This is a genomic window from Pantoea sp. DY-5 (assembly GCF_019795955.1).
Classification (GTDB): Bacteria; Pseudomonadota; Gammaproteobacteria; order Enterobacterales; family Enterobacteriaceae; genus Pantoea; species Pantoea leporis.
Genome location: NZ_JAIMIE010000001.1, coordinates 240,291 through 260,543 on the forward strand (window position 1 = coordinate 240,291; position 20,253 = coordinate 260,543).

Consider the following 20,253-nt stretch of genomic DNA (forward strand, 5'->3'; position numbering starts at 1 on the left):
GTCACTATTATTGACCGGTCATTGTCAGAGGCGAGTGCATGGAAACCCGAAAGAAAAATAACAGTGAGTTTATTCCCGTTTTTCAACGTTCTTTTTTAAAGCCGAAATACTGGGGAAGTTGGTTGGCGGTTGGCGCGCTGGCCGTCATGGCATTACTTCCTGCAAAAGTGCGCGATCCGATTCTGGGCGGATTGGGCAAGTTCGCCGGTAAGTTGGCGAAAAGTGCGCGCCGCCGTGCGCTGATCAATCTCTATTATTGCCTGCCGGAATTGAGTGAAGCGCAGCGCGAAGAGATTGCTGATCGTATGTTTGCCACCGCACCGCAGGCGATGGCGATGATGGCCGAATTGGGCATTCGTAATCCAGAGCATGTGCGTAAGCGTGTTGACTGGCACGGCCGGGAAATCATTGAGCAGCTGCAGGCCAATAAAGAAAACGTCATATTCTTAGTGCCGCACGGTTGGGGCGTGGATATTCCAGCGATGCTGCTGGCATCTGAAGGTCAGATGATGGCGGCGATGTTCCACAATCAAAGCGATCCGTTAATGGATTTTCTGTGGAATACTGTGCGACGCCGTTTTGGTGGCCGTATGCATGCGCGAAATGACGGGATTAAGCCGTTTATCGCGTCGGTGCGTCAGGGTTATTACGGCTATTATCTGCCGGACCAGGATCACGGCCCGGAACACAGCGAATTTGTGGATTTCTTTGCTACTTACAAAGCCACATTGCCCGCAGTGGGCCGCCTGATGAAAGTATGCCGCGCACGCGTTGTGCCGCTGTTCCCGGTGTATAACAGTGAAACCCATCGTCTGGAAATCTATGTGCGTCCGCCAATGGATGACTTGCTGGATGCCGATGACAATACGCTTGCGCGTCGCATGAATGAAGAAGTTGAAGTGTTCGTGCGACCGCATCCGGAACAGTACACCTGGATTCTGAAGCTGCTGAAAACGCGTAAGGAAGGGGATATCGAACCTTATGCGCGCAAAGATCTTTATCCTCGTAGGAAATAAACATGGGGCCGTCTGGCCCCTTTATCATTCTATTGCCGCCACGTGACTGCGACGTTTACGTTCGCGCAGGAACAGGGTCACCAGACCAAACCACAGTACGCCAGCGGCGAAGTTAATCCCGCTAAACCACGGTGTGCCGCCGCTGAAGTAGCCACTTTTTGCCAGCTCAATGCCTACCGCTAAGGTCAGAATACTGATCATACCGAGCATCGCCGCCACGCTGCCTTTACCTTCGTTGCTTGAGTAAAGCGTCAAACGGTAAAGACCGGCATTCACCATGCCTGCGCCGAAAGCGTACAAGCTTAACCCGGCGGTCAGCAGCAGATAGGTGTGACTATCGAGCAAATTAGCCAGCAGCGAAATACTCAAACCAATCAGAATCGGCCAGGCGGCAAACTTCACCGGCTGCTCAATCGGCACGCGTCCAGCCAGTTTGCCAAGCGTGATGTTGCCGGCAATCATCGCCAGAAACACCGGCAACTGCAGCAGCGCATACTGCATGCGTGACAATCCTTCATCGTGCATCAGAATCACTGGCGACAGCGCTACCCACGTCAGGATCGGAATAAACACTAAACCAATGGCAAAAGATCCGTACATCACCTGACGATCGCGCGCCAAACGCGCATAGCCGCGCGCCAGCTTTGGCAGGGCGATAGAGTGACTGCGATCGCCAGCGGTTTCCGGCATGACGCGCCATAGCAGGGCAAACGCAATCACGCTGCAGATGGCAAACAGCCAGAACATGCTGCGCCACTCGCCAACGGTGAGCCACGCGGCTCCGGCCAGCGGACCCGCGAGCGGTGCCAGCAGCGCGACGTTGGCCATCAGCGCCATCATGCGTACTGCCAACGCTTCATCAAAGGCTTCCTGCACCGCCGCGTAGCTGACGGCGCCAATAAAGCACAGGCTGATGCCCTGAACAAAGCGCAGCGCGACAAACTCTTCAATGCTGCTAACCCACGTTGTGAGAATGCAGGCGGCGGCAAAGAACAAGATGCCAAACAGTAGCACCGGCCGGCGGCCATATTTGTCTGAGAGCGGACCGAGCAGCCATTGCAGCACTACGCCGCCCATCAGATAAGCGGTCAGCGAGGTCGAAACCCATTCCGGGCCGACGCTGAATTCAGACGTCACCAGCAGCATGCCGGGCTGAATCATGTCATGCGCGATGTAGGTGGCGAATTCAAACAGCACCAGCGCGAGCGGAAACAGCAGCACGCGCCCGGTGAGTTGGGTAATAGGTTGATAGCGGGCCATCTGGCCTCCTTGTCAAAAAAATAAAAACGCGACTGCCAGGCAGTCGCGTTTGTCCATGTTGTTACAGCCGCTGTCGGTGCTGCGTATTAGTCTACGCGCAGAACACGGCTGGTGTTGGTGGTGCCGGTGGTCGACATCACGTCACCCTGAGTGACAATCACCAGGTCACCTGAAACCAGGAAACCTTTTTCGCGCAGCAGATTCACTGCATCGTGCGCGGCGGCCACACCATCATTGTTACTGTCGAAGAATACCGGCGTAACACCACGGTACAGCGCTGTCAGGTTCAGCGTCCGCTCGTGACGTGACATGGCGAAGATCGGCAAACCAGAAGTGATACGTGAGGTCATCAGCGCGGTACGGCCCGATTCGGTCATGGTGATGATCGCTGAAACCCCTTGCAGATGGTTGGCAGCATACATCGCCGACATGGCAATCGCTTCTTCGACGTTATCGAACTGCACTTCCAGGCGGTGCTTAGAAACGTTAACGCTCGGGATTTTCTCTGCGCCGAGGCACACTTTCGCCATCGCTGAAACAGTTTCAGCCGGATACTGGCCTGCAGCGGTTTCCGCCGACAGCATCACCGCATCGGTACCATCCAGCACGGCGTTCGCCACATCCATGACTTCGGCACGTGTTGGCATCGGGTTGGTAATCATCGATTCCATCATCTGCGTTGCGGTGATGATGGTGCGGTTCAGTTGGCGCGCACGACGAATCAACGCTTTCTGAATACCCACCAGCTCAGGATCGCCAATCTCTACACCCAAATCGCCACGCGCAACCATCACCACGTCAGAGGCGAGGATGATGTCATCCATCGCTTCCTGTGAGGCAACGGCTTCAGCACGTTCCACTTTCGCCACCAGTTTGGCGTCGCAGCCGGCGTCGCGCGCCAGACGGCGGGCATAATTCATATCTTCGCCGTTACGCGGGAAGGAGACCGCCAGATAATCCACGCCGATTTTCGCGGCGGTAACGATATCAACTTTGTCTTTCTCGGTCAGCGCATCGGCAGAGAGACCGCCGCCGAGTTTGTTGATGCCTTTATTGTTAGAGAGCGGGCCGCCGACGGTGACTTCGGTGAACACTTTTACGCCCTGAACTTCCAGCACTTTCAGCTGAACGCGACCGTCGTCCAGCAGCAGGATATCGCCGGGCACCACATCTTCTGGCAGACCTTTATAGTCGATACCGACTTTTTCTTTATCGCCTTCGCCTTTAGTTAAATCAGCATCCAGCAAGAAACGATCGCCGACGTTGAGGAACACTTTGCCTTCTTTGAAGGTCGATACGCGAATTTTTGGCCCTTGCAGGTCGCCAAGGATCGCCACGTGGCGACCGAGTTTCGCCGCGATTTCACGGACTTTGTTGGCGCGCTGTTGATGATCTTCCGGTGTGCCGTGGGAGAAGTTGAGTCGTACAACGTTAGCACCCGCCGCGATGATTTTTTCGAGGTTGTTGTCGCGATCGGTGGCTGGACCGAGGGTTGTAACGATCTTGGTTCTTCTGAGACGTCTGGACATGAAGGACTCCGTTAGCAAAGTATCGTGCCGCTCTCAAGTGACACGTAGTGTTCATCTATTCTATATGATCGATGGGCTGTGATTCGACTCACATTGTGAATGTGATGTTAATTATTTTCCTGCGCCTGTTTCTCCAGGCGTGAATCTTTCAGCGCTTCTTTCACCCGTTTCAAATTTTCACGGAAAGCAGCGCCGCGCTCAAGGGTAAACCCTGTCGCCAGAACATCAATCACGGTTAATTGTGCGAGGCGGGAAACCATTGGCAGGTAGATATCGGTATCTTCGGGTACGTCGAGCGTCAAAGCCAGCGTGGCTTCCGCCGCCAGCGGGGAACCCGGAGAAGTGATAGCCAGCACAGTGGAAGCGTTTACACGCGCCAGGCGAGCCAGTTCTACCATATTTTTGGTGCGACCAGTATGTGAGATGAGAACAAACACATCGTTTGGACCACTATTTATGCAACTCATGCGCTGGATCACAATATCCTCTGACCAGATGACCGGCAGATTAAATCGCAAAAATTTATTGGTGGCGTCATGTGCCACGACGGCGGAGGCACCAAGGCCGAAAAAGGCAATTTTATGCGCCTTTGACAGCGCCTGAACCGCCTGACGAATCACCTGAGAATCGAGTTGCTGGCGTACGCGGCTGAGGCCGGCTAACGCGGAATCAAAGATTTTGTAGCTGTAGCTTTCCACACTGTCATTTTCTTCCACATCGCGACTCACCCAGTTCGGGCTTTTGACCAGGCTCTGCGCGAGCTGCAATTTGAAGTCAGGGAAGCCGCGCGTGCCCATACGATGGCAGAAGCGATTCACCGTCGGTTCGCTGACGTCAGCGGCGCGTGCCAGCGTGGCGATGCTGGAGTGCATCGCCTGTTGCGGCGCGGCAAGAATCTGCTCTGCGACTTTACGTTCTGATTTGCTTAACGCTTCGAGTTGCGCCTGAATCTGTTCCAGCATGGTTTAACCTAATGAGCGTCAATCACTTTTTCGCGTTCATCAATCAATGAAATCGCTGCCAATTCACAAGAATATACCGTGTAATAGCCCCTCGCACGCAGCGGAGGACAAATGTAAACGCGATTTTTTTGCGATACTTTGATCGCTGACGTGTTTTGCCACGACAAATATCGAAACAGAAAATGTGCTCAAATGGCACGCTACAACACACTTAACACCTTTATTACGTTCACAGTTAACGCCAGCAAAACACTGCGTTCGGGTTGTCCTAAACCCGCTAAAAACGTACATTGTGCTGTAAGAAAATTACAATAAGGACCTGGCGTGATGAGAACGCTCAAGCCGGGTATATCCTGCAACGAGGAGAGGAAAATGGCGGTTACACAAACAGCCCAGGCATGCGATCTGGTGATTTTCGGTGCCAAAGGCGATCTCGCGCGCCGTAAACTGTTGCCATCACTGTATCAGCTGGAAAAAGCCGGTCAGATTCATGAAACCACTCGCATTATTGGCGTAGGTCGCGCGGATTGGGATAAAGCCGCGTATACCAAAGTGGTACGTGAAGCGCTGGAAACCTTCATGAAAGAGAAGATCGATGAAGCGCTGTGGGATACCCTCAGCAGCCGTCTCGACTTCTGTAACCTCGACGTAAATGACACCTCGCATTTCACCAAACTGGGCAAAATGCTTGACCAGAAAAACCGCGTCACCATTAACTACTTCGCCATGCCGCCAAGCACCTTTGGCGCGATTTGCGACGGTCTGGGCGCCGCCAAGCTGAACGCCAAACCGGCACGCGTAGTAATGGAAAAGCCGCTCGGCACCTCATTGGAAACCTCACAAGAGATCAATGACAGCGTCGGCAAATACTTCGAAGAAGGCCAGGTTTTCCGTATTGACCACTATCTCGGTAAAGAGACGGTGCTCAACCTGCTGGCGCTGCGTTTTGCCAACTCCATCTTCGTCAACAACTGGGACAATCGCACCATCGATCACGTGCAGATCACCGTGGCAGAAGAGGTGGGCATCGAAGGCCGTTGGGGTTACTTCGACAAAGCCGGCCAGATGCGTGACATGATTCAGAACCACCTGTTGCAGATCCTCACCATGATTGCCATGTCGCCGCCATCCGATCTGAGCGCGGATGCGATTCGTGATGAAAAAGTCAAAGTGCTGCGCTCACTGCGTCGTATTGATCAAACCAACGTGCGCGAGAAAACCGTACGCGGTCAGTACACCGCCGGCTTTGTGCAGGGCAAGAAAGTGCCTGGTTATCTGGAAGAAGAGGGCGCTAACAAGCAGAGCGCCACGGAAAGCTTTGTTGCTATTCGCGTGGATATCGATAACTGGCGTTGGGCTGGCGTGCCGTTCTATCTGCGTACCGGCAAGCGCTTGCCAACCAAATGCTCTGAAGTGGTGGTGTACTTCAAGAATCCTGAGATGAACCTGTTTAAGGATTCGTACGCTGAACTGCCGCAGAACAAGCTGACCATTCGTCTGCAGCCGGACGAAGGCGTGGATATCGAAATCCTGAACAAAGTGCCCGGACTCGACCACAAGCATAAACTGCAGACCACCAAGCTGGATCTGAGCTATTCCGAAACCTTCAACCAGTCGCATCTGGCCGATGCTTACGAGCGTCTGCTGCTGGAAACCATGCGCGGTATTCAGGCGCTGTTTGTGCGTCGTGATGAAGTTGAAGCAGCGTGGGGCTGGGTGGATTCGATCATTGATGCCTGGAGCGCCGATGCCGAAGCGCCGAAGCCGTATCAGGCGGGAACATGGGGACCGGTTGCCTCTGTCGCGATGATTACTCGCGATGGCCGTTCCTGGAACGAGTTCGAATAGAAACCTAATATTGAGCCCGCCAAATGTGCGGGCTTTTTTACGTCCAGAATTCATTTTTCTGAAAAGTGAACCAGAGTTTCAAAAAATTCTGATATCCGATGGACGCCGCTCCAGACGATCTTGTATGGTAGAGCCCAATTATTGACAGCGTGGCTAAACGCCGGGCTGATGCAACTAAGGAAACGTGATGAAGAACTGGAAAACAAGTGCTGAACAGATCCTGAAAACTGGCCCGGTCGTGCCGGTCATCGTGGTGAACAAGCTGGAACACGCGGTGCCGATGGCGAAAGCGCTGGTGGCTGGCGGTGTGCGCGTGCTGGAAGTGACGCTGCGTACGCCGGTGGCGATGGACGCGCTGCGTGCAATGATTAAAGAAGTACCGGAGGCGATTGTCGGTGCGGGCACGGTGATCAACACCCAGCAACTGAAAGAAGTCACTGACGCCGGTGCGCAGTTTGTCATCAGCCCAGGATTGACGGAATCGCTGCTGAAAGCCGCGGTTGAAGGTCCGGTGCCATTGATTCCAGGTATCAGCACGGTTTCAGAACTGATGACCGGCATGGATTACGGCCTACGTGAGTTCAAATTCTTCCCGGCGGAAGCCAATGGTGGCGTGAAAGCATTATCCGCGATTGGCGGTCCGTTCCCGCAGGTGCGTTTCTGTCCAACCGGCGGCATCTCGCCAGCCAACTATCGGGATTATCTGGCGCTGAAAAGCGTGCTGTGCATTGGCGGTTCGTGGCTGGTACCGAATGATGCGCTGGAAAGCGGTGACTGGGATCGTATTACGCGTCTGGCGCGTGAAGCGGTTGAAGGGGCACGCGCATAAGTTTATGAATTGGTCGCCATTGATGGCGACCACTTAATCTTACTTAACCTTCGACTTGTACCGCGGCCGCACTCGCCACGGCGCGCGCGATAGCGTCATCGGTGTTTTCACCGGTCGCCAAAGCCACGCCTAAACGGCGCTGACCGGCGATTTCCGGCTTACCAAACAGGCGCAGCTGCAATCCGGCGCCCAGCGCGGCTTCGATATTCCCGAACACAACGTTCTGGCTGTTCAGCTCAGGTAAAATCACTGCCGACGCAGCGGGACCGTATTGACGAATGCCGCCAATCGGCAGGCCGAGGAAAGCGCGCACATGCAGCGCAAACTCGGACAGATCCTGCGAAATCAGCGTGACCATGCCGGTATCATGCGGACGCGGTGACACTTCGCTGAACACCACTTCATCACCGCACACGAACAGCTCCACGCCAAACAGGCCGTATCCACCGAGCGCTTTTACCACGTTAGCGGCGATATCCTGCGCGCGTTGCAGCGCCAGTTCACTCATTTGCTGCGGCTGCCATGATTCACGATAATCGCCATCTTCCTGACGATGACCAATCGGCGCGCAGAAGTGAATGCCATCTACTGCGCTGATGGTCAGCAGGGTGATTTCGAAATCAAACTTCACCACGCCTTCAACGATCACGCGGCCCGCACCGGCACGTCCGCCTTGCTGCGCATAATCCCAGGCTTTTTCCAGCTGGCTGGCTTCGCGAATAAAGCTCTGTCCTTTACCGGATGAGCTCATCACCGGCTTAACGATGCACGGGAATCCAATCGCCTCAGCCGCGGCCACAAAATTCTCTTTGCTGTCAGCAAACTGGTAAGTCGAGGTTGGTAAGGACAACTCTTCCGCCGCCAGACGGCGAATGCCTTCGCGGTTCATGGTCAGACGTGCGGCGCGTGCGGTCGGCACCACTTTCTGACCTTGCGCTTCCAGCTCCAGCAGTTTTTCGGTGGCAATGGCTTCAATTTCTGGTACCACGAAGTGCGGCTTTTCCTCGGCAATCAGCGCGGCCAGCGCGTCGCCGTCCAGCATGTTGATCACATAGCTGCGATGCGCCACGTGCATCGCCGGAGCATCGGCGTAACGATCCACCGCGATCACTTCCACACCAAGACGCTGGCACTCAAGTGCCACTTCTTTGCCTAATTCGCCTGAACCTAACAGCATGACACGCGTAGCGGCAGGGCGCAGCGCGGTTCCGAGAGTCGTCATAATTTCACCTTAGCAGTCAAAATGCGCGCGCAGTATAAACGAAAACGTTTGCGTACTCACGCTTTCGCCGCGATCAGGTTTGCCATACTTTTCCCGCTCTGACGTTAACTGACACAGCCTGCGGCAGCATGGAGAACGGAAAAATAAACAGGAGTTAAACGATGAGCAATTGGCTGCAGCAAATTCAATCGGTGCTGGCGAAAAAGGGTGGAGACGGAAAATCGGGCGGTTTAAGTGACATGCTGGCCCCGGGCGCATTGGGCGGGCTGGCGGGATTGCTGGTAGGCAGCAAATCCACGCGTAAGCTGCTGACCAAATATGGCGGCAAAGCCTTGCTGTTGGGCGGCGGCGCGGCGGCGGGCGCGCTATTGTGGAACAAATACAAACAGCGCATACGTGAAACCCATCAGGATGATGCGGGCTTCGGCCAGCTGCAAACGCCGATGGATCAACGCGCAGAGCGTTTGGTCACGGCGCTGGTGTTCGCGGCGAAAAGTGATGGTCACATTGACGATCAAGAGCGTGCCGCAATTGAGCAAAACATCCAGCAGGCCGGCTACGGCGCACAAGCCGAAGCGCTGATTCAGCAGGCGATGAATCGCCCGCTCGATCCCAACTGGCTGGCCGCTGACGTCAAAAATGAAGAAGAGGCGTTGGAGCTCTATTTCCTCAGCTGTGCAGCCATTGATGTCGACCACTTTATGGAGCGCAGCTATCTCTCCGCGCTCGGCGATGCGCTGAAAATTCCCCAGGATGTGCGCGACGGCATCCAGCGCGATATCGACGCGGAAAAAGCCGCCTAGTCCCGTGCGAAGGTTGCATCCGCAGCCTTCGCTTTTCATGTTTGGCTTACCCTGCGTAAAGTGATGTTGCGTGCAGCTTGGCATCGTGCGTGATTAGTGCCACGCTTGCTGAATGTTGTCCTTCAGGGAGAAGAGCCTAATGAATCAGCCACACGCGAAAAAAATTCCCCATGCCATGAGTCTGCACGGTGAAACGCGCATAGATAATTATCACTGGTTACGTGATGACGACCGCGAGAATCCAGAAGTGCTGGCCCATCTGCACGCCGAAAATGATTATGGCCGCGCCATGATGGCGTCGCAGAATCCGTTGCAGGAACGGGTGTTGAAAGAGATCGTCGACCGTATTCCGCCGCAGGATCACTCGGTGCCCTATGTGAAAAACGGTTATCGCTATCAAAGCCGCTATGAAGTGGGCAATGAGTATCCGGCCTATTTCCGTCAGCCGACCGACGCACCGGCGGATGAACCTTGGCAGTTGTTACTTGATGGTAACCAACGCGCCGCGCACAGTGATTTTTACACCATGGGCGCGCTGGCGATTACGCCGGACAATCAGGTGATGGCCTTAGCTGAAGACTTCCTGTCGCGCCGCCAATACGGCATTCGCTTCCGTAATTTGCAGAGTGGCAGCTGGTATCCGGAAGTGCTGACTAATGCGTCATCCAGCGTGGCCTGGGCCAACGATTCCCGCACGCTCTATTACGTGCGTAAGCATCCGAAAACACTTCTGGCGTATCAGGTGTGGCGCCATGAGCTGGGCCATCCGCAATCTGACGATCAGCTGGTGTATGAAGAGAAGGATGACTCTTTCCACCTCAGCGTGCACAAAACCACCTCCGAGCACTTCATTCTGATTGCGTTGTACAGCACCAATACCAGCGAGATTCTGATGATCGACGCCGAATATCCGGATGCGCAGCCACAAACCTTTTGTCCGCGTCGACGCGACCATGAATACAGCATCGATCACTACAATCATCAGTTCTACATTCGCTCAAATCGCGACGGTAAAAATTTCGGCCTCTATCGCAGCGCGTGGCTGGCGGAAGCGCGCTGGCAATCGCTGGTCCCGGCGCGTGACAACGTGGTACTGGAAGATTTCCAGCTGTTCCGTCATTGGCTGGTGGTTGAAGAGCGTCAGCACGGCGTAAACACCTTGCGGCAGATAAACTGGGAGAGCGGCGAGAGCTTTGGTATCGCCTTCGACGACCCCGCCTATGTCACCTGGCTTGCCTACAATCCTTCGCCGGAAAGCGACACCTTGCGCTACGGCTACTCCTCCATGACCACGCCAACCACCTTGTTTGAACTGAACATGGAAACCGGCGATCGTCGCGTGCTGAAGCGTACGCCGGTGCCGGGCTTCAAATCTGAGGATTACAAAAGCGAGCATCTGTGGATCACGGTGCGCGATGGGACCGAAGTTCCGGTTTCGCTGGTCTATCACCGCAAGCATTTCCAGCGCGGCAACAATCCTTTGCTGGTGTACGGTTACGGCGCTTACGGCAGCAGCATGGATGCCAGCTTTGGCACCAGCCGCATCAGCTTGCTGGAGCGCGGCTTCGTCTACGCCATCATTCACGTGCGCGGCGGCGGCGAGCTCGGCCAGCAATGGTACGACGGTGGCCGCCTGAAGAATAAAATCAACAGCTTCACCGACTTTATTGATGTCACCGAAGCGCTGGTGGCGAAGGGTTATGGTCATCGCCAGCAGCTCTATGCGATGGGCGGCAGCGCCGGCGGATTACTGATGGGCGGCGTGGTGAACATGGCGCCGGAGCTGTTCCACGGCGTGGTGGCACAGGTGCCATTTGTCGATGTGGTGACGACGATGCTCGATCCGACGATTCCGCTGACCACCGGCGAATACGATGAGTGGGGCAATCCCGAACAGGCGGAGTTCTATCACACCATTCGCCAATACAGTCCGTATGACAACATCGAGGCCAAAGCCTATCCGCATTTGCTGGTTACCACCGGTTTGCACGATTCACAGGTGCAGTATTGGGAACCGGCTAAGTGGGTGGCGAAACTGCGCGAGCTGAAAACCAATGATTCGCTGCTGTTGCTCTGCACCGAGATGGATTCTGGCCACGGCGGCAAATCGGGTCGTTTCAAAGCGTATGAAGGTGTGGCGCAGGAGTTCACTTTCCTGATCGGCCTGGCGCAGGGCAGCTTGCCAGACCGCGTCGATTACTGATCGCTCTTCACGTACTTGCGCAGCGCCTGCCGTAACGGTGGGCGCAAATCGCGCACATTTTCCAGCACCCAACGCAGATAGCCGGGATCTTTACGCGCGATACTGCCAATACTCTGACCGCGATATTTGCCAAACGGGAACACATCGCCGCTCACGGGCGCAGGCTGGCACAAATTCGCCATCTGCTCGGCGTTCCAGCCGGAGGTTTCCATAATGCGGATCAGCAGCGCAGCGGTGACGTAGCAGTCATACAATGCGCGGTGCGCATGCAGTTCGGCCGGTGGCGTGACATCCAGCTTCAGGCTGTGACGCAGCGCCTGATTGCCATATTTAATGCCTGGCCACAGCTGACGCGCCAGCGTCATGGTGCAGATCCATTCGCCCGGCATAGTGGGCAACATGCGACGATCAAAACTGGCGTTGTGTGCCACATAATGCGGGCTGCCATGATAGCGGCCAATCGCTTCTTCAATGGTGGGTTTGCCCACTACCATCGCTTCGCTAATGCGATGTACCGCCATCGCCTGACGACTGATGGGGCGATCCGGGCAGATTAAATCGCTCATCGGATTGACGATCTGACCATCAATGACATCCACCGACGCAACTTCCACCACGCCGCCCTGCAGGCCGCAGGTTTCGGTATCAATAACACGTAACATAAATTACTTCTGCTTAGGTTCGTAGGGTAGGCGCGACAGGCTAAGCGAAGCCTGGCGATAGTTCATTAAGCGCTGACGAAACCAGTCACGCAGCGCTTCGGGTTGCTCGCGTTCCACCATTTCGGCAATCACCGGCATATTGTAGCGCTCTTTAAATGCAACGCCCGCGGCGGCCAGATCGACATTGACTTTGTCTTTCTCTTCCTGCGAGAGCAGGGCAAGGTTTTGGCTCATGCTTTTCTCCTGATAAACAGGGGCAAAAGTAATGGTTTCGGTCCCAGGGATCAAGCGGATTGGATCGCACCGCAAGTCTCGACACCTGCGGATCGGCGGCGTATCCTGCTGCCACGTTTGCGGTGGTTTGCCGTATTTAAGAGGGAAGAAGTCATGAAGAAAACTGCGTTCAACTCTGTCGTCGCGCTACTTCTGGCGTCATCAACGCTGGCCTTTAGCCAGGTTGCCATGGCGCATGCTCACCTGAAAACCCCGGTCCCAGCCGACAAAGCGGTGGTGGAAACCTCCCCGCAGAATTTAACGCTGACCTTTACCGAAGATGTTGAAGCGGCATTCAGTGGCGTGGATGTTCTCAATGCACAACATCAACCGGTAGCGGTCGGGAAAGCCAAACTCAACGATAAACAACACGATCAGCTGATTGTGCCGATCAGCCAGCCGCTGCCGTCGGGCAACTATCAGGTGAACTGGCATGTGCTGTCCGTGGATGGGCATAAAACCAAAGGTAGCTACACCTTCAGCGTGAAGTGATTGATGAGTTTGAGCACGTTGTGGATTGGCCTGCGGGCGCTGCATTTTTTGTCGGTGCTGCTGCTCGCCGGTAGCGCCTTCTATACCGCGCTGCTGGCGCCGCGCCGCTATCGTCCGCTGCTATCACAACGTTTAGGTTTAATTTTACGTATCAGCGCGCTGCTGAGTTTGTTCAGCGCCCTGTTGATGCTGGCAACGCAAACCGGCTTGATGAGCGGCGACTGGCGAAATGTCAGTGACAGCGCAACCTGGCAGGCGGTGCTCAGCACGCGCTTCGGCCAGGTTTGGCGTTGGGAAATCGCTTTCGCACTGCTGAGCACATTAGCGCTGCTGCTGCGTGGCACACTGCGGCAAAATCTGCTGCTGTGTAGCGGCCTGTTGCAGTTGGTGGCTTTAGCCGGTGTTGGCCACGCCGCGATGCGCGATGGCTGGCCCGGATTGCTGCAACAAGGCAATCACGCGCTGCATTTGATTGCGGCTGCATTCTGGGCGGGCGGATTACTGCCGCTGTTATTGCTGATGCGTGAAGCGCGTCAGATTGCCTTTCGCACCGATGCGATCCGCTGCATGATGCGCTTCTCGCGTTACGGACATCTCGCGGTAGCGTTAGCGCTGCTGACGGGCATGATTAATAGTCTGCTGATTGCCGGTTCACCGCTAAATTGGCAAGCCACGCTTTGGAGCGAGTTGCTGGTGGTGAAAGTGCTGATGGTCATGCTGATGATCGCTATTGCGCTGACCAATCGCTATCTGTTGGTGCCGCGCTTTCGACTGGCGGCCAGCAATACATCGCATCTGTTTATTCGCCTTACGCAGCTTGAGCTGCTGCTGGCCATTATTGTTATTGGGTTGGTGAGCGTGTTTGCCACGCTGTCACCGGCCTGAATGTGTCATTAAAGAAGATGAAATGAGGTCGATATTTTGCTGAAGAAACTGATTCCAGCTTGCGTATTGATGGCGCTGTGCAGCCAGGCGATGGCGGCACAGATTATTACCGTCAGCCGTTTTGAGATTGGAAAAGACAAATGGCCCTTCACCCGCGAAGAGGTGATGTTGACCTGCGAGAAAGACGGCGCGCTGTTCGCGATTAATCCAGGCACTTTGTTGCAGTATCCGCTCAACGATAAAGCCTTTGCGCGCAAAACGGCCGGGCAGGGCACGCTGCAATCGATCGACACCATTGTCGCCGTTGATAAAGCCCATCCAGGCCAGAAAATGAGTCTGCAACCGATCATCGATCGCGCGCAGCAACTGTGCGGCAAGTAATCCCTATATTCTCAGGCGTAGCGCACAATTCTGCCGCTACGCTTGCTCCCTCGTTCTGTCACCACGATCACAGAGTTGTCACCTTTCGCGACCAAACCGCATGATTGGCTGGAAAACCAGCAATCCTGGTCTACCTTTAAATGGCAAGGCGTCCTCGCCTGCAAAAATGCCAACTTTTAGCGCACGGCTCCCAAAGAGCCATTTCCCTGGACCCGATACAGGAATCGTATTGGGTCTTTTTTTATCTGCATAATAATGAATTGTCTGCACGCGCTAGGCTTACCTTTATGCCGGCATCTACACTTAATTCTCTAAGCAACTCAGGAGGATTTATGTCTGATAGACCGATCGAAGCGGATGAGCTTGAAGAAGATACTAAGGTGAAGCCGGATGAGCATGAAAAAGACGATGAGAGTCTGGCACCGGAGTCGGGCGACAAGCAGCCTGATTGATGATTAAACCCACTTCGGTGGGTTTTTTATTTTCTGCTTTTCTTTTTTATATGAAATAAAAATTTTTTTACCTTGCTACCTGGTAAGATAAATGCGTTAATGCGTCGTCGGTCTGAATAGCAGACAGTTAGAAGGTTAGTTCCCATTGTATTTCTCATCCCGGTTAGTGCCGCTTCAAGCCCTTTCTCTTTGAGTCTTATCCTAAGTTCTGATTCGTATCTGCAACTCGGCCCTTACGCCAATAGGCTCATTTAAAAGGTAAAAATTATGTCTAATAAAATTCTTGGAACGGTAAAATGGTTCAACTCAGAAAAAGGCTTCGGCTTTATTTCTCCTGAAAATGGCAGCAAGGACGTTTTCGTCCACTTCTCAGCCATTCAGGGCACTGATTATCGCTCACTTGATGAAGGTCAGCGTGTTGAGTTTTCAGTTGAAGATGGTCCAAAAGGTCCGTCTGCAACAAATGTATTAGGTCTGTAATTATTCGCATTTATAATCGTTTAAGATGTCCGCATTGCCAGAGTTCACAATATCGTACCTCCGCGTTCGATATTACGAAAATGAACCCACATGGCGCTAAATGTATTTTCTGCAAATCATCAATGATTGTGTTGAAAACTGCATAATAGCGGATATTCTGCCCTGATAATTATCAGGGCTTATCAGGCAATTGCCTGATATCAGAATCATTAGCACTGCTCAGGCAGTGCTTTTTTATTTTAAATACCCCCGCATATCTTCACTTATTCCCACGTTTACCATCTTACCCACATGCTACTTTTTCTCTTATTCCGAAATAAATTACCGTCATAGAGAGAATCTTGCGAGATGCACAAGCCCGTTATCCTGATCGCCTTGCTGCTGAGTGGTTGCGCACTGAAACAGTATCCGCAGTCCGCCAAAGTGAGCGATGCCGAAGCGCAAACCTATGACTGTGCAGCACTGAATCAGGAGATCGCTAAAAGCCAAAGCGTTCAGCAGCAGATTGATAAAACCGGCGAGTTTGATGCGTTAACGGTATTGGGATTCGTCGGGGATTTTGGTATCGGTAATGGCATTGCAAAGGCCAGCGCTAACAGCAAAGTGAAGGCGCGCCTGGAGCAGTTGCAGAAACTGCAATCAGTGCGTTGCGCGCACAGTGCAACTTAATAATTAGCCTTCTGAGCATCTACCCCGACAATTGTGCGGTCAAATAGCTGCAGCCAGCATGCATAAAAAATGGTATAAAGTTGGCGCATCTGTTTTATTGCCGGTTAATAAGGATCCTTCATGGCAAACACACAATATCTTCTTTGGGTAATGATTGGCACGTTAACTCTGCTTTGTATCTTTATTGGTGTGGTCGTTGGGCGGGCAAAAACGCCGCGGATTGGAACAATGACTTTTGCGGGTTTATTAGCCTTCTTCTTAGTGGCGATATTTTTAATTACTCGCTAAAGCATTGAACGCTGCAACGAGCAATATTTGCTGGGATCATTTCTGTACAGTGTCCCAGCGACTACCATTACGGATGTGCCCCCAGCGTGGGATAATCTCCTGTTCTAACTGATAAATTAGAGCGAGGATGAGATTAAGATTATATCGCGTGACTTCATTATGGTGAGTGATGCAAGGCGATGCTGATTCGATCAAATTGAAGTTTTGATATTTCTCAAGCAACTCCAGGTGAGGCAGAATCTCCTGTTCACGCTGATAATCAGCGAGAGCAGTAAATAGGTAAATATTCTTGTCCGTTTGGCGATCGCGTCGAATAGCGTTCGGCAAAAGCTTATTTAATAGCGAGATGGCTGCGGGCGTTGTCGAACCCATCATTGCGTCACCCACATTCGGCCACATTGTGGCTGCATAATCCCCGAGATAAAACTGTGGTACGGCAGTAATGATATTTTTAATATTATGCCGAACCCCGAAATAGAGCGCCGCGCTGCCACCTTTTGAGGCGCCAAGTATGGAAACGTTTGAGGGTGTTGTCAGCTCAATTACCGAGCGAATAAGCTGGCTTACCCCATGTTCAATTTCAAAATTCATATTGTTGCACAGATAGTAAGCGGGCAAGCCGTTGAAATCATCCTTGATCCACAACACCGCTGATTGAGTATGCTGTAAAAGGGTGAAATCGTAGATGGTGGGATCAGGAAGGTTAAACCCTGACATCACTATCAATAAATGCTGATTGTCTACTGAAGCCGGTTTATAGCGATAGTGGATATCGAGATAAGGACGAAAATTAAAAATGTAGTCAGTCACGGTCAGCAGCTCAGAGAAGGAATTCGCCCAAGACAGGCGACCAATTTGTCTGATAATTAAGAATGGCGATAGATGGAATAACGACGTGGCAGCATCCTGCCGCCACGAGAATATTCAGAGCGGTTTACGCGCGGCCAGCAAGAACATCATCGGGCGATCGCGTTCTTCCGCCAGCGCGGGATTGAGTGCAACCATCTCTTCGCTCGGGCCCCATTCATCAAGATGCACGATCTCAAATCCTGCGCCAATTAACGCATTGATCCAGGTTGCCAGCTTGCGATGTTGCTTCTTCACGCCATCGGCAAACCAGTTGCTGATGCGTTCCCCTTCCTGCTGGTAATGATTAACTGGCCAGCTGCGCTGCTGCTGTTCATCCACAATCCACTGCTGTTGAGTAGGTGCAGTGTAAATCGGATGCTCACAGGAAAACACCAGCGCGCCGCCCGGCGTTAGCGCCTCAAACACGGTTGCGAAGAGTGCGTCAATATTGCTGAGGTAGTGCAGCGCCAGCGAACTGTAGGCGAGATCATAGGATTCGTTCAGTTGCAGCGATTCTAAATCGGCGCGCTGATAGCGAATCCCGGTTCCCTGCGTCATGGTCGCGGCTTGCGCTAACATCTTCTCGGAAACGTCCAGACCCAGCACCTCACGCGCGCCTTGCTGCTGCGCGTAGCGGCAAAACCAGCCGTAACCGCAGCCGAGATCGAGAATACGTTTATCATGCAGGTCGGGTAGTAGCGCACGCAGTGCGGGCCACTCTGGCGCGCCGTCTAATCCCTTAACGGAACGTGGCAAGGTGGCGTAACCGGCAAAAAAAGTGGGGTTGTCGTAAATATTCTGGCTCATACAGGCTCCTTTATATGATGCGCAAAGGAGTTTAGGCGTTTAGCGCGGAATGTAAAGTCGCGTAATTATCCCACAAATAATAGATGTACCAGACGAGCGAGTGATTCCAGCAGCAGCAAGCTACCGATGAAAATAACGATTAATACACCAATGAATTGCTTCCGTCCGCTCATGCTGTTCCCTCCGCTGGCTAACGTTGCCGGACTATACTTTAAGCCGGGCTCACTAAACTTCCAGTCAACCGGGGAAGATTACATGCTTTACCAAAAGGTGAACGCGCAAATGTGGCGAAATATTTGGGTGGTTGGCGATCTGCACGGTTGCCGCGCCCAACTCGATGCGCAACTGCTCAAGCGGGATTTCGATAAGCAGCAGGATCTACTGCTGTCTGTGGGCGATTTAATCGATCGTGGCCCGGACAGCCCCGGCTGCTTAGCGCTGATGCAGGAGCCCTGGTTTCGCTGCGTGCGCGGCAATCATGAGCAGATGGCGCTCGCTGCGCTGGATGGGCGCGACCAAACCTTGTGGATGATGAACGGCGGCGAGTGGTTCTGGCAACTCAAAGGCGCAGCGTTGATTGCTGCGCGCCATGCGTTGAAGCGCTGTGCTGAGTTACCGTTGATCCTGCATCTGGATTTCGGCGATCGCGTGGTGGTGATTGCCCACGCCGATTATCCCGCCAGTCATTATGCGTTAGGGAAAGAGGTTGACTGGCAGCAAGTGGTGTGGAGTCGCGATCGACTGGGACGCCATCAACGCGGCAGTTCAGCCCGCATCGATGGCGCCAGTGATTTCTACTTCGGCCACACGCCGCTAGAACAACCGCTCAATGTGGCGAATCAGCATTATATCGATACCGGCGCGGTCTTCGGCAATCGCCTCACCCTGGTGCAGTTGCAGTAACGCTTAGCGGAACAGACGTCCGTCGCGCACCAGTTCACGCGGATAACTGTTTTTAATCCGATTACCCACTTTCTTCGCCAATCCCAGCGGCTGCTGCTGGTAAGTGACGATCACCTCATCCCGGCTGGGCAACGTGTCCGGATGAATATCCTGACCGCGATACCAGGTTTCCGCTTCTGCATCGGTGAGTTCGAAATCCAGCGCGCTGCCTGGCTGCGTCAACGCCACGACCGCTTCATGCTGCCAGCGATAGCCTTTCGGGAAGGTTTCGGCCAACTTGAGGCCGATGCGCGAGAAGCGCACTTTACCCAGCCAACTCTCTAGCGCCGCGGGGAACAGCCACAGCTCTTTATCGCGCTGCCACAGCGTGTGATTTTCATCCCAACGCAAGCCGACTATGGCCGCAGCCTGTTGCACTTCGGCGCTCAGCTTGCGGCTGGCTGGTGAGAAGGGCAGTTTGCCGACTTTGTAGGTTGGCTTTGGCAGCGCGGGAATGCTGGCGGTTTTACGCAGACGCGCGACGAAAAAACCTTCACTATCGAAAATCTGCGGGAATACGTGCAGGAAACCTTCGGCGGTTAACGCCTGATCGGCTCCGTCGAATAAACCGTTCAGCGGCACGATTTCAACCGCGTCGGGATAACGCTGCTGCAACCAATGAATCACCTGCTGATTCTCGATTTGATTCAATGTGCAGGTAGAGTAAATCAGCGTGCCGCCTGGCTGTAAGGCATGGAAAGCGCTGTCGAGCAGATCACGTTGGGTTCCCGCAATCGCTTCGGTGCTGGCCAGCGTCCAGTTACGCAACGCATCAGCATCTTTGCGCACCACGCCTTCGCCAGAGCAGGGCGCATCGAGCAGAATGGCATCGAAACGCTCCGGCAGCGCGGCGCCAAATACACGACCATCAAAATGGGTCAGCGCAACATTGCTGACGCCACAGCGGCTGATGTTAGCGTGCAGCACTTTGACACGGCTGGCCGAGTATTCGTTCGCCAGAATGGCGCCTTCATTGCGCATCAGCGCGGCCATCTGGGTGGTTTTAGAACCGGGCGCGGCAGCCACATCCATAACCTGACGTGCATCGGGTGCGGCGTCAAAAAGCGCGGTAACCGGCAGCATCGAGCTGGCTTCCTGAATGTAGAACAGTCCGCTCAAATGCTCCGCCACGCTACCGAGCGGTAGCGATTCATCGTCACGCTCGATCCAGAACCCTTCGGCGCACCACGGAATGGGCGATAAGCGCCAGCCATAATCGGCGGTTCGGGCGAGGAAATCATCCACGCTAATTTTTAAGGTGTTGACACGTAAGCTGCGACGCAGCGGTTGCTGGCTAATGGCGATAAAGCGTTGCAGTTCGGCGTCGTCAGCAAGGCTGGCGCGCATCAGCGCGAGGAAATCTTCGGGAAAGCGATCGGACACGGGCATCTACCGGGAAAC

Annotated in this window: 22 protein-coding genes; 13 read left to right on the forward strand and 9 right to left on the reverse strand. The window is 53.9% G+C overall.

The window, feature by feature from the left end; all coding sequences use genetic code 11:
• The first annotated feature begins 38 nt into the window (after positions 1-38).
• Positions 39-1,016: a lauroyl-Kdo(2)-lipid IV(A) myristoyltransferase gene (gene lpxM, locus K5Y30_RS01155; protein ID WP_222182529.1), complete on the forward strand. Its 978-nt coding sequence runs from the start codon at positions 39-41 to the stop codon at positions 1,014-1,016.
• A gap of 24 nt (positions 1,017-1,040) precedes the next feature.
• Here the strand turns inward: lpxM and K5Y30_RS01160 are convergent, their stop codons facing one another.
• From K5Y30_RS01160 to K5Y30_RS01170, 3 genes are all read right to left on the reverse strand, one after another.
• The gene (locus K5Y30_RS01160) at positions 1,041-2,276 is read right to left on the reverse strand and encodes an MFS transporter (protein ID WP_222210308.1); all 1,236 of its coding nucleotides are present in this window, start codon (positions 2,274-2,276) and stop codon (positions 1,041-1,043) included.
• 86 nt (positions 2,277-2,362) lie between these two features.
• The gene (gene pyk, locus K5Y30_RS01165; RefSeq protein ID WP_101764163.1) at positions 2,363-3,805 is read right to left on the reverse strand and encodes a pyruvate kinase; all 1,443 of its coding nucleotides are present in this window, start codon (positions 3,803-3,805) and stop codon (positions 2,363-2,365) included.
• Positions 3,806-3,912: 107 nt separating this feature from the next.
• Entirely contained in the window at positions 3,913-4,767 is an 855-nt protein-coding gene (locus K5Y30_RS01170) for a MurR/RpiR family transcriptional regulator (RefSeq protein WP_222210309.1), read from the reverse strand.
• 372 nt (positions 4,768-5,139) lie between these two features.
• On the opposite strand from K5Y30_RS01170, the gene zwf reads away from it, so the two are divergent.
• Together zwf and K5Y30_RS01180 are read left to right on the forward strand one after the other, a co-directional pair.
• On the forward strand, positions 5,140-6,615 hold the full coding sequence (zwf, locus tag K5Y30_RS01175; RefSeq protein ID WP_064738913.1) for a glucose-6-phosphate dehydrogenase: 1,476 nt from the start codon (positions 5,140-5,142) through the stop codon (positions 6,613-6,615).
• Between the two features lie 187 nt (positions 6,616-6,802).
• The gene (locus K5Y30_RS01180; protein WP_008110463.1) at positions 6,803-7,444 is read left to right on the forward strand and encodes a bifunctional 4-hydroxy-2-oxoglutarate aldolase/2-dehydro-3-deoxy-phosphogluconate aldolase; all 642 of its coding nucleotides are present in this window, start codon (positions 6,803-6,805) and stop codon (positions 7,442-7,444) included.
• Positions 7,445-7,487: 43 nt separating this feature from the next.
• Here the strand turns inward: K5Y30_RS01180 and purT are convergent, their stop codons facing one another.
• Positions 7,488-8,666 (reverse strand): formate-dependent phosphoribosylglycinamide formyltransferase, encoded by a 1,179-nt coding sequence (gene purT / locus K5Y30_RS01185; protein ID WP_110866306.1) that lies wholly within the window; start codon positions 8,664-8,666, stop codon positions 7,488-7,490.
• A gap of 161 nt (positions 8,667-8,827) precedes the next feature.
• On the opposite strand from purT, the gene K5Y30_RS01190 reads away from it, so the two are divergent.
• Positions 8,828-9,469: a tellurite resistance TerB family protein gene (locus K5Y30_RS01190; protein ID WP_137385935.1), complete on the forward strand. Its 642-nt coding sequence runs from the start codon at positions 8,828-8,830 to the stop codon at positions 9,467-9,469.
• 139 nt (positions 9,470-9,608) lie between these two features.
• A complete protein-coding gene (locus K5Y30_RS01195; RefSeq protein ID WP_222182525.1) occupies positions 9,609-11,672 on the forward strand; it encodes a prolyl oligopeptidase family serine peptidase in 2,064 nt (687 codons plus the stop codon).
• Here K5Y30_RS01195 and exoX read toward each other — a convergent pair.
• Positions 11,666-12,334, reverse strand: coding sequence for an exodeoxyribonuclease X (exoX, locus tag K5Y30_RS01200; RefSeq protein WP_222210310.1), 669 nt, complete (start codon positions 12,332-12,334; stop codon positions 11,666-11,668). The genes K5Y30_RS01195 and exoX overlap by 7 nt on opposite strands.
• A gap of 3 nt (positions 12,335-12,337) precedes the next feature.
• Positions 12,338-12,568, reverse strand: coding sequence for a DNA polymerase III subunit theta (locus K5Y30_RS01205; RefSeq protein ID WP_008110458.1), 231 nt, complete (start codon positions 12,566-12,568; stop codon positions 12,338-12,340).
• A gap of 153 nt (positions 12,569-12,721) precedes the next feature.
• Here K5Y30_RS01205 and copC point away from each other — a divergent pair, with 153 nt between their 5' ends.
• The 7 genes from copC (at position 12,722) to K5Y30_RS01235 (ending at position 16,254) form a co-directional block, all read left to right on the forward strand.
• On the forward strand, positions 12,722-13,099 hold the full coding sequence (gene copC, locus K5Y30_RS01210; protein WP_110866302.1) for a copper homeostasis periplasmic binding protein CopC: 378 nt from the start codon (positions 12,722-12,724) through the stop codon (positions 13,097-13,099).
• A 3-nt stretch (positions 13,100-13,102) separates the two neighbouring features.
• Entirely contained in the window at positions 13,103-13,984 is an 882-nt protein-coding gene (gene copD, locus K5Y30_RS01215; protein WP_222182519.1) for a copper homeostasis membrane protein CopD, read from the forward strand.
• A 33-nt stretch (positions 13,985-14,017) separates the two neighbouring features.
• Positions 14,018-14,365: a YebY family protein gene (locus K5Y30_RS01220; protein ID WP_061718597.1), complete on the forward strand. Its 348-nt coding sequence runs from the start codon at positions 14,018-14,020 to the stop codon at positions 14,363-14,365.
• Positions 14,366-15,084: 719 nt separating this feature from the next.
• On the forward strand, positions 15,085-15,297 hold the full coding sequence (locus tag K5Y30_RS01225; protein WP_007889586.1) for a cold-shock protein: 213 nt from the start codon (positions 15,085-15,087) through the stop codon (positions 15,295-15,297).
• Positions 15,298-15,299: 2 nt separating this feature from the next.
• Positions 15,300-15,443 carry a cold-shock protein gene (locus K5Y30_RS24805; RefSeq protein ID WP_101764610.1) on the forward strand — a complete coding sequence of 48 codons (144 nt, stop codon included), beginning with the start codon at positions 15,300-15,302 and terminating at the stop codon, positions 15,441-15,443.
• 202 nt (positions 15,444-15,645) lie between these two features.
• A complete protein-coding gene (locus tag K5Y30_RS01230) occupies positions 15,646-15,966 on the forward strand; it encodes a hypothetical protein (protein WP_222182333.1) in 321 nt (106 codons plus the stop codon).
• Positions 15,967-16,086: 120 nt separating this feature from the next.
• Entirely contained in the window at positions 16,087-16,254 is a 168-nt protein-coding gene (locus K5Y30_RS01235; RefSeq protein WP_167391209.1) for a hypothetical protein, read from the forward strand.
• 36 nt (positions 16,255-16,290) lie between these two features.
• Here K5Y30_RS01235 and K5Y30_RS01240 read toward each other — a convergent pair whose 3' ends face one another.
• Positions 16,291-17,064 carry a hypothetical protein gene (locus K5Y30_RS01240; protein ID WP_222210311.1) on the reverse strand — a complete coding sequence of 258 codons (774 nt, stop codon included), beginning with the start codon at positions 17,062-17,064 and terminating at the stop codon, positions 16,291-16,293.
• Positions 17,065-17,178: 114 nt separating this feature from the next.
• Entirely contained in the window at positions 17,179-17,910 is a 732-nt protein-coding gene (locus tag K5Y30_RS01245; protein WP_101764176.1) for a trans-aconitate 2-methyltransferase, read from the reverse strand.
• Positions 17,911-18,165: 255 nt separating this feature from the next.
• Here K5Y30_RS01245 and K5Y30_RS01250 point away from each other — a divergent pair, with 255 nt between their 5' ends.
• The gene (locus K5Y30_RS01250) at positions 18,166-18,813 is read left to right on the forward strand and encodes a metallophosphoesterase (RefSeq protein WP_137385928.1); all 648 of its coding nucleotides are present in this window, start codon (positions 18,166-18,168) and stop codon (positions 18,811-18,813) included.
• A gap of 3 nt (positions 18,814-18,816) precedes the next feature.
• Here the strand turns inward: K5Y30_RS01250 and rsmF are convergent, their stop codons facing one another.
• On the reverse strand, positions 18,817-20,241 hold the full coding sequence (gene rsmF, locus K5Y30_RS01255) for a 16S rRNA (cytosine(1407)-C(5))-methyltransferase RsmF (RefSeq protein WP_222210312.1): 1,425 nt from the start codon (positions 20,239-20,241) through the stop codon (positions 18,817-18,819).
• Positions 20,242-20,253 lie beyond the last annotated feature (12 nt).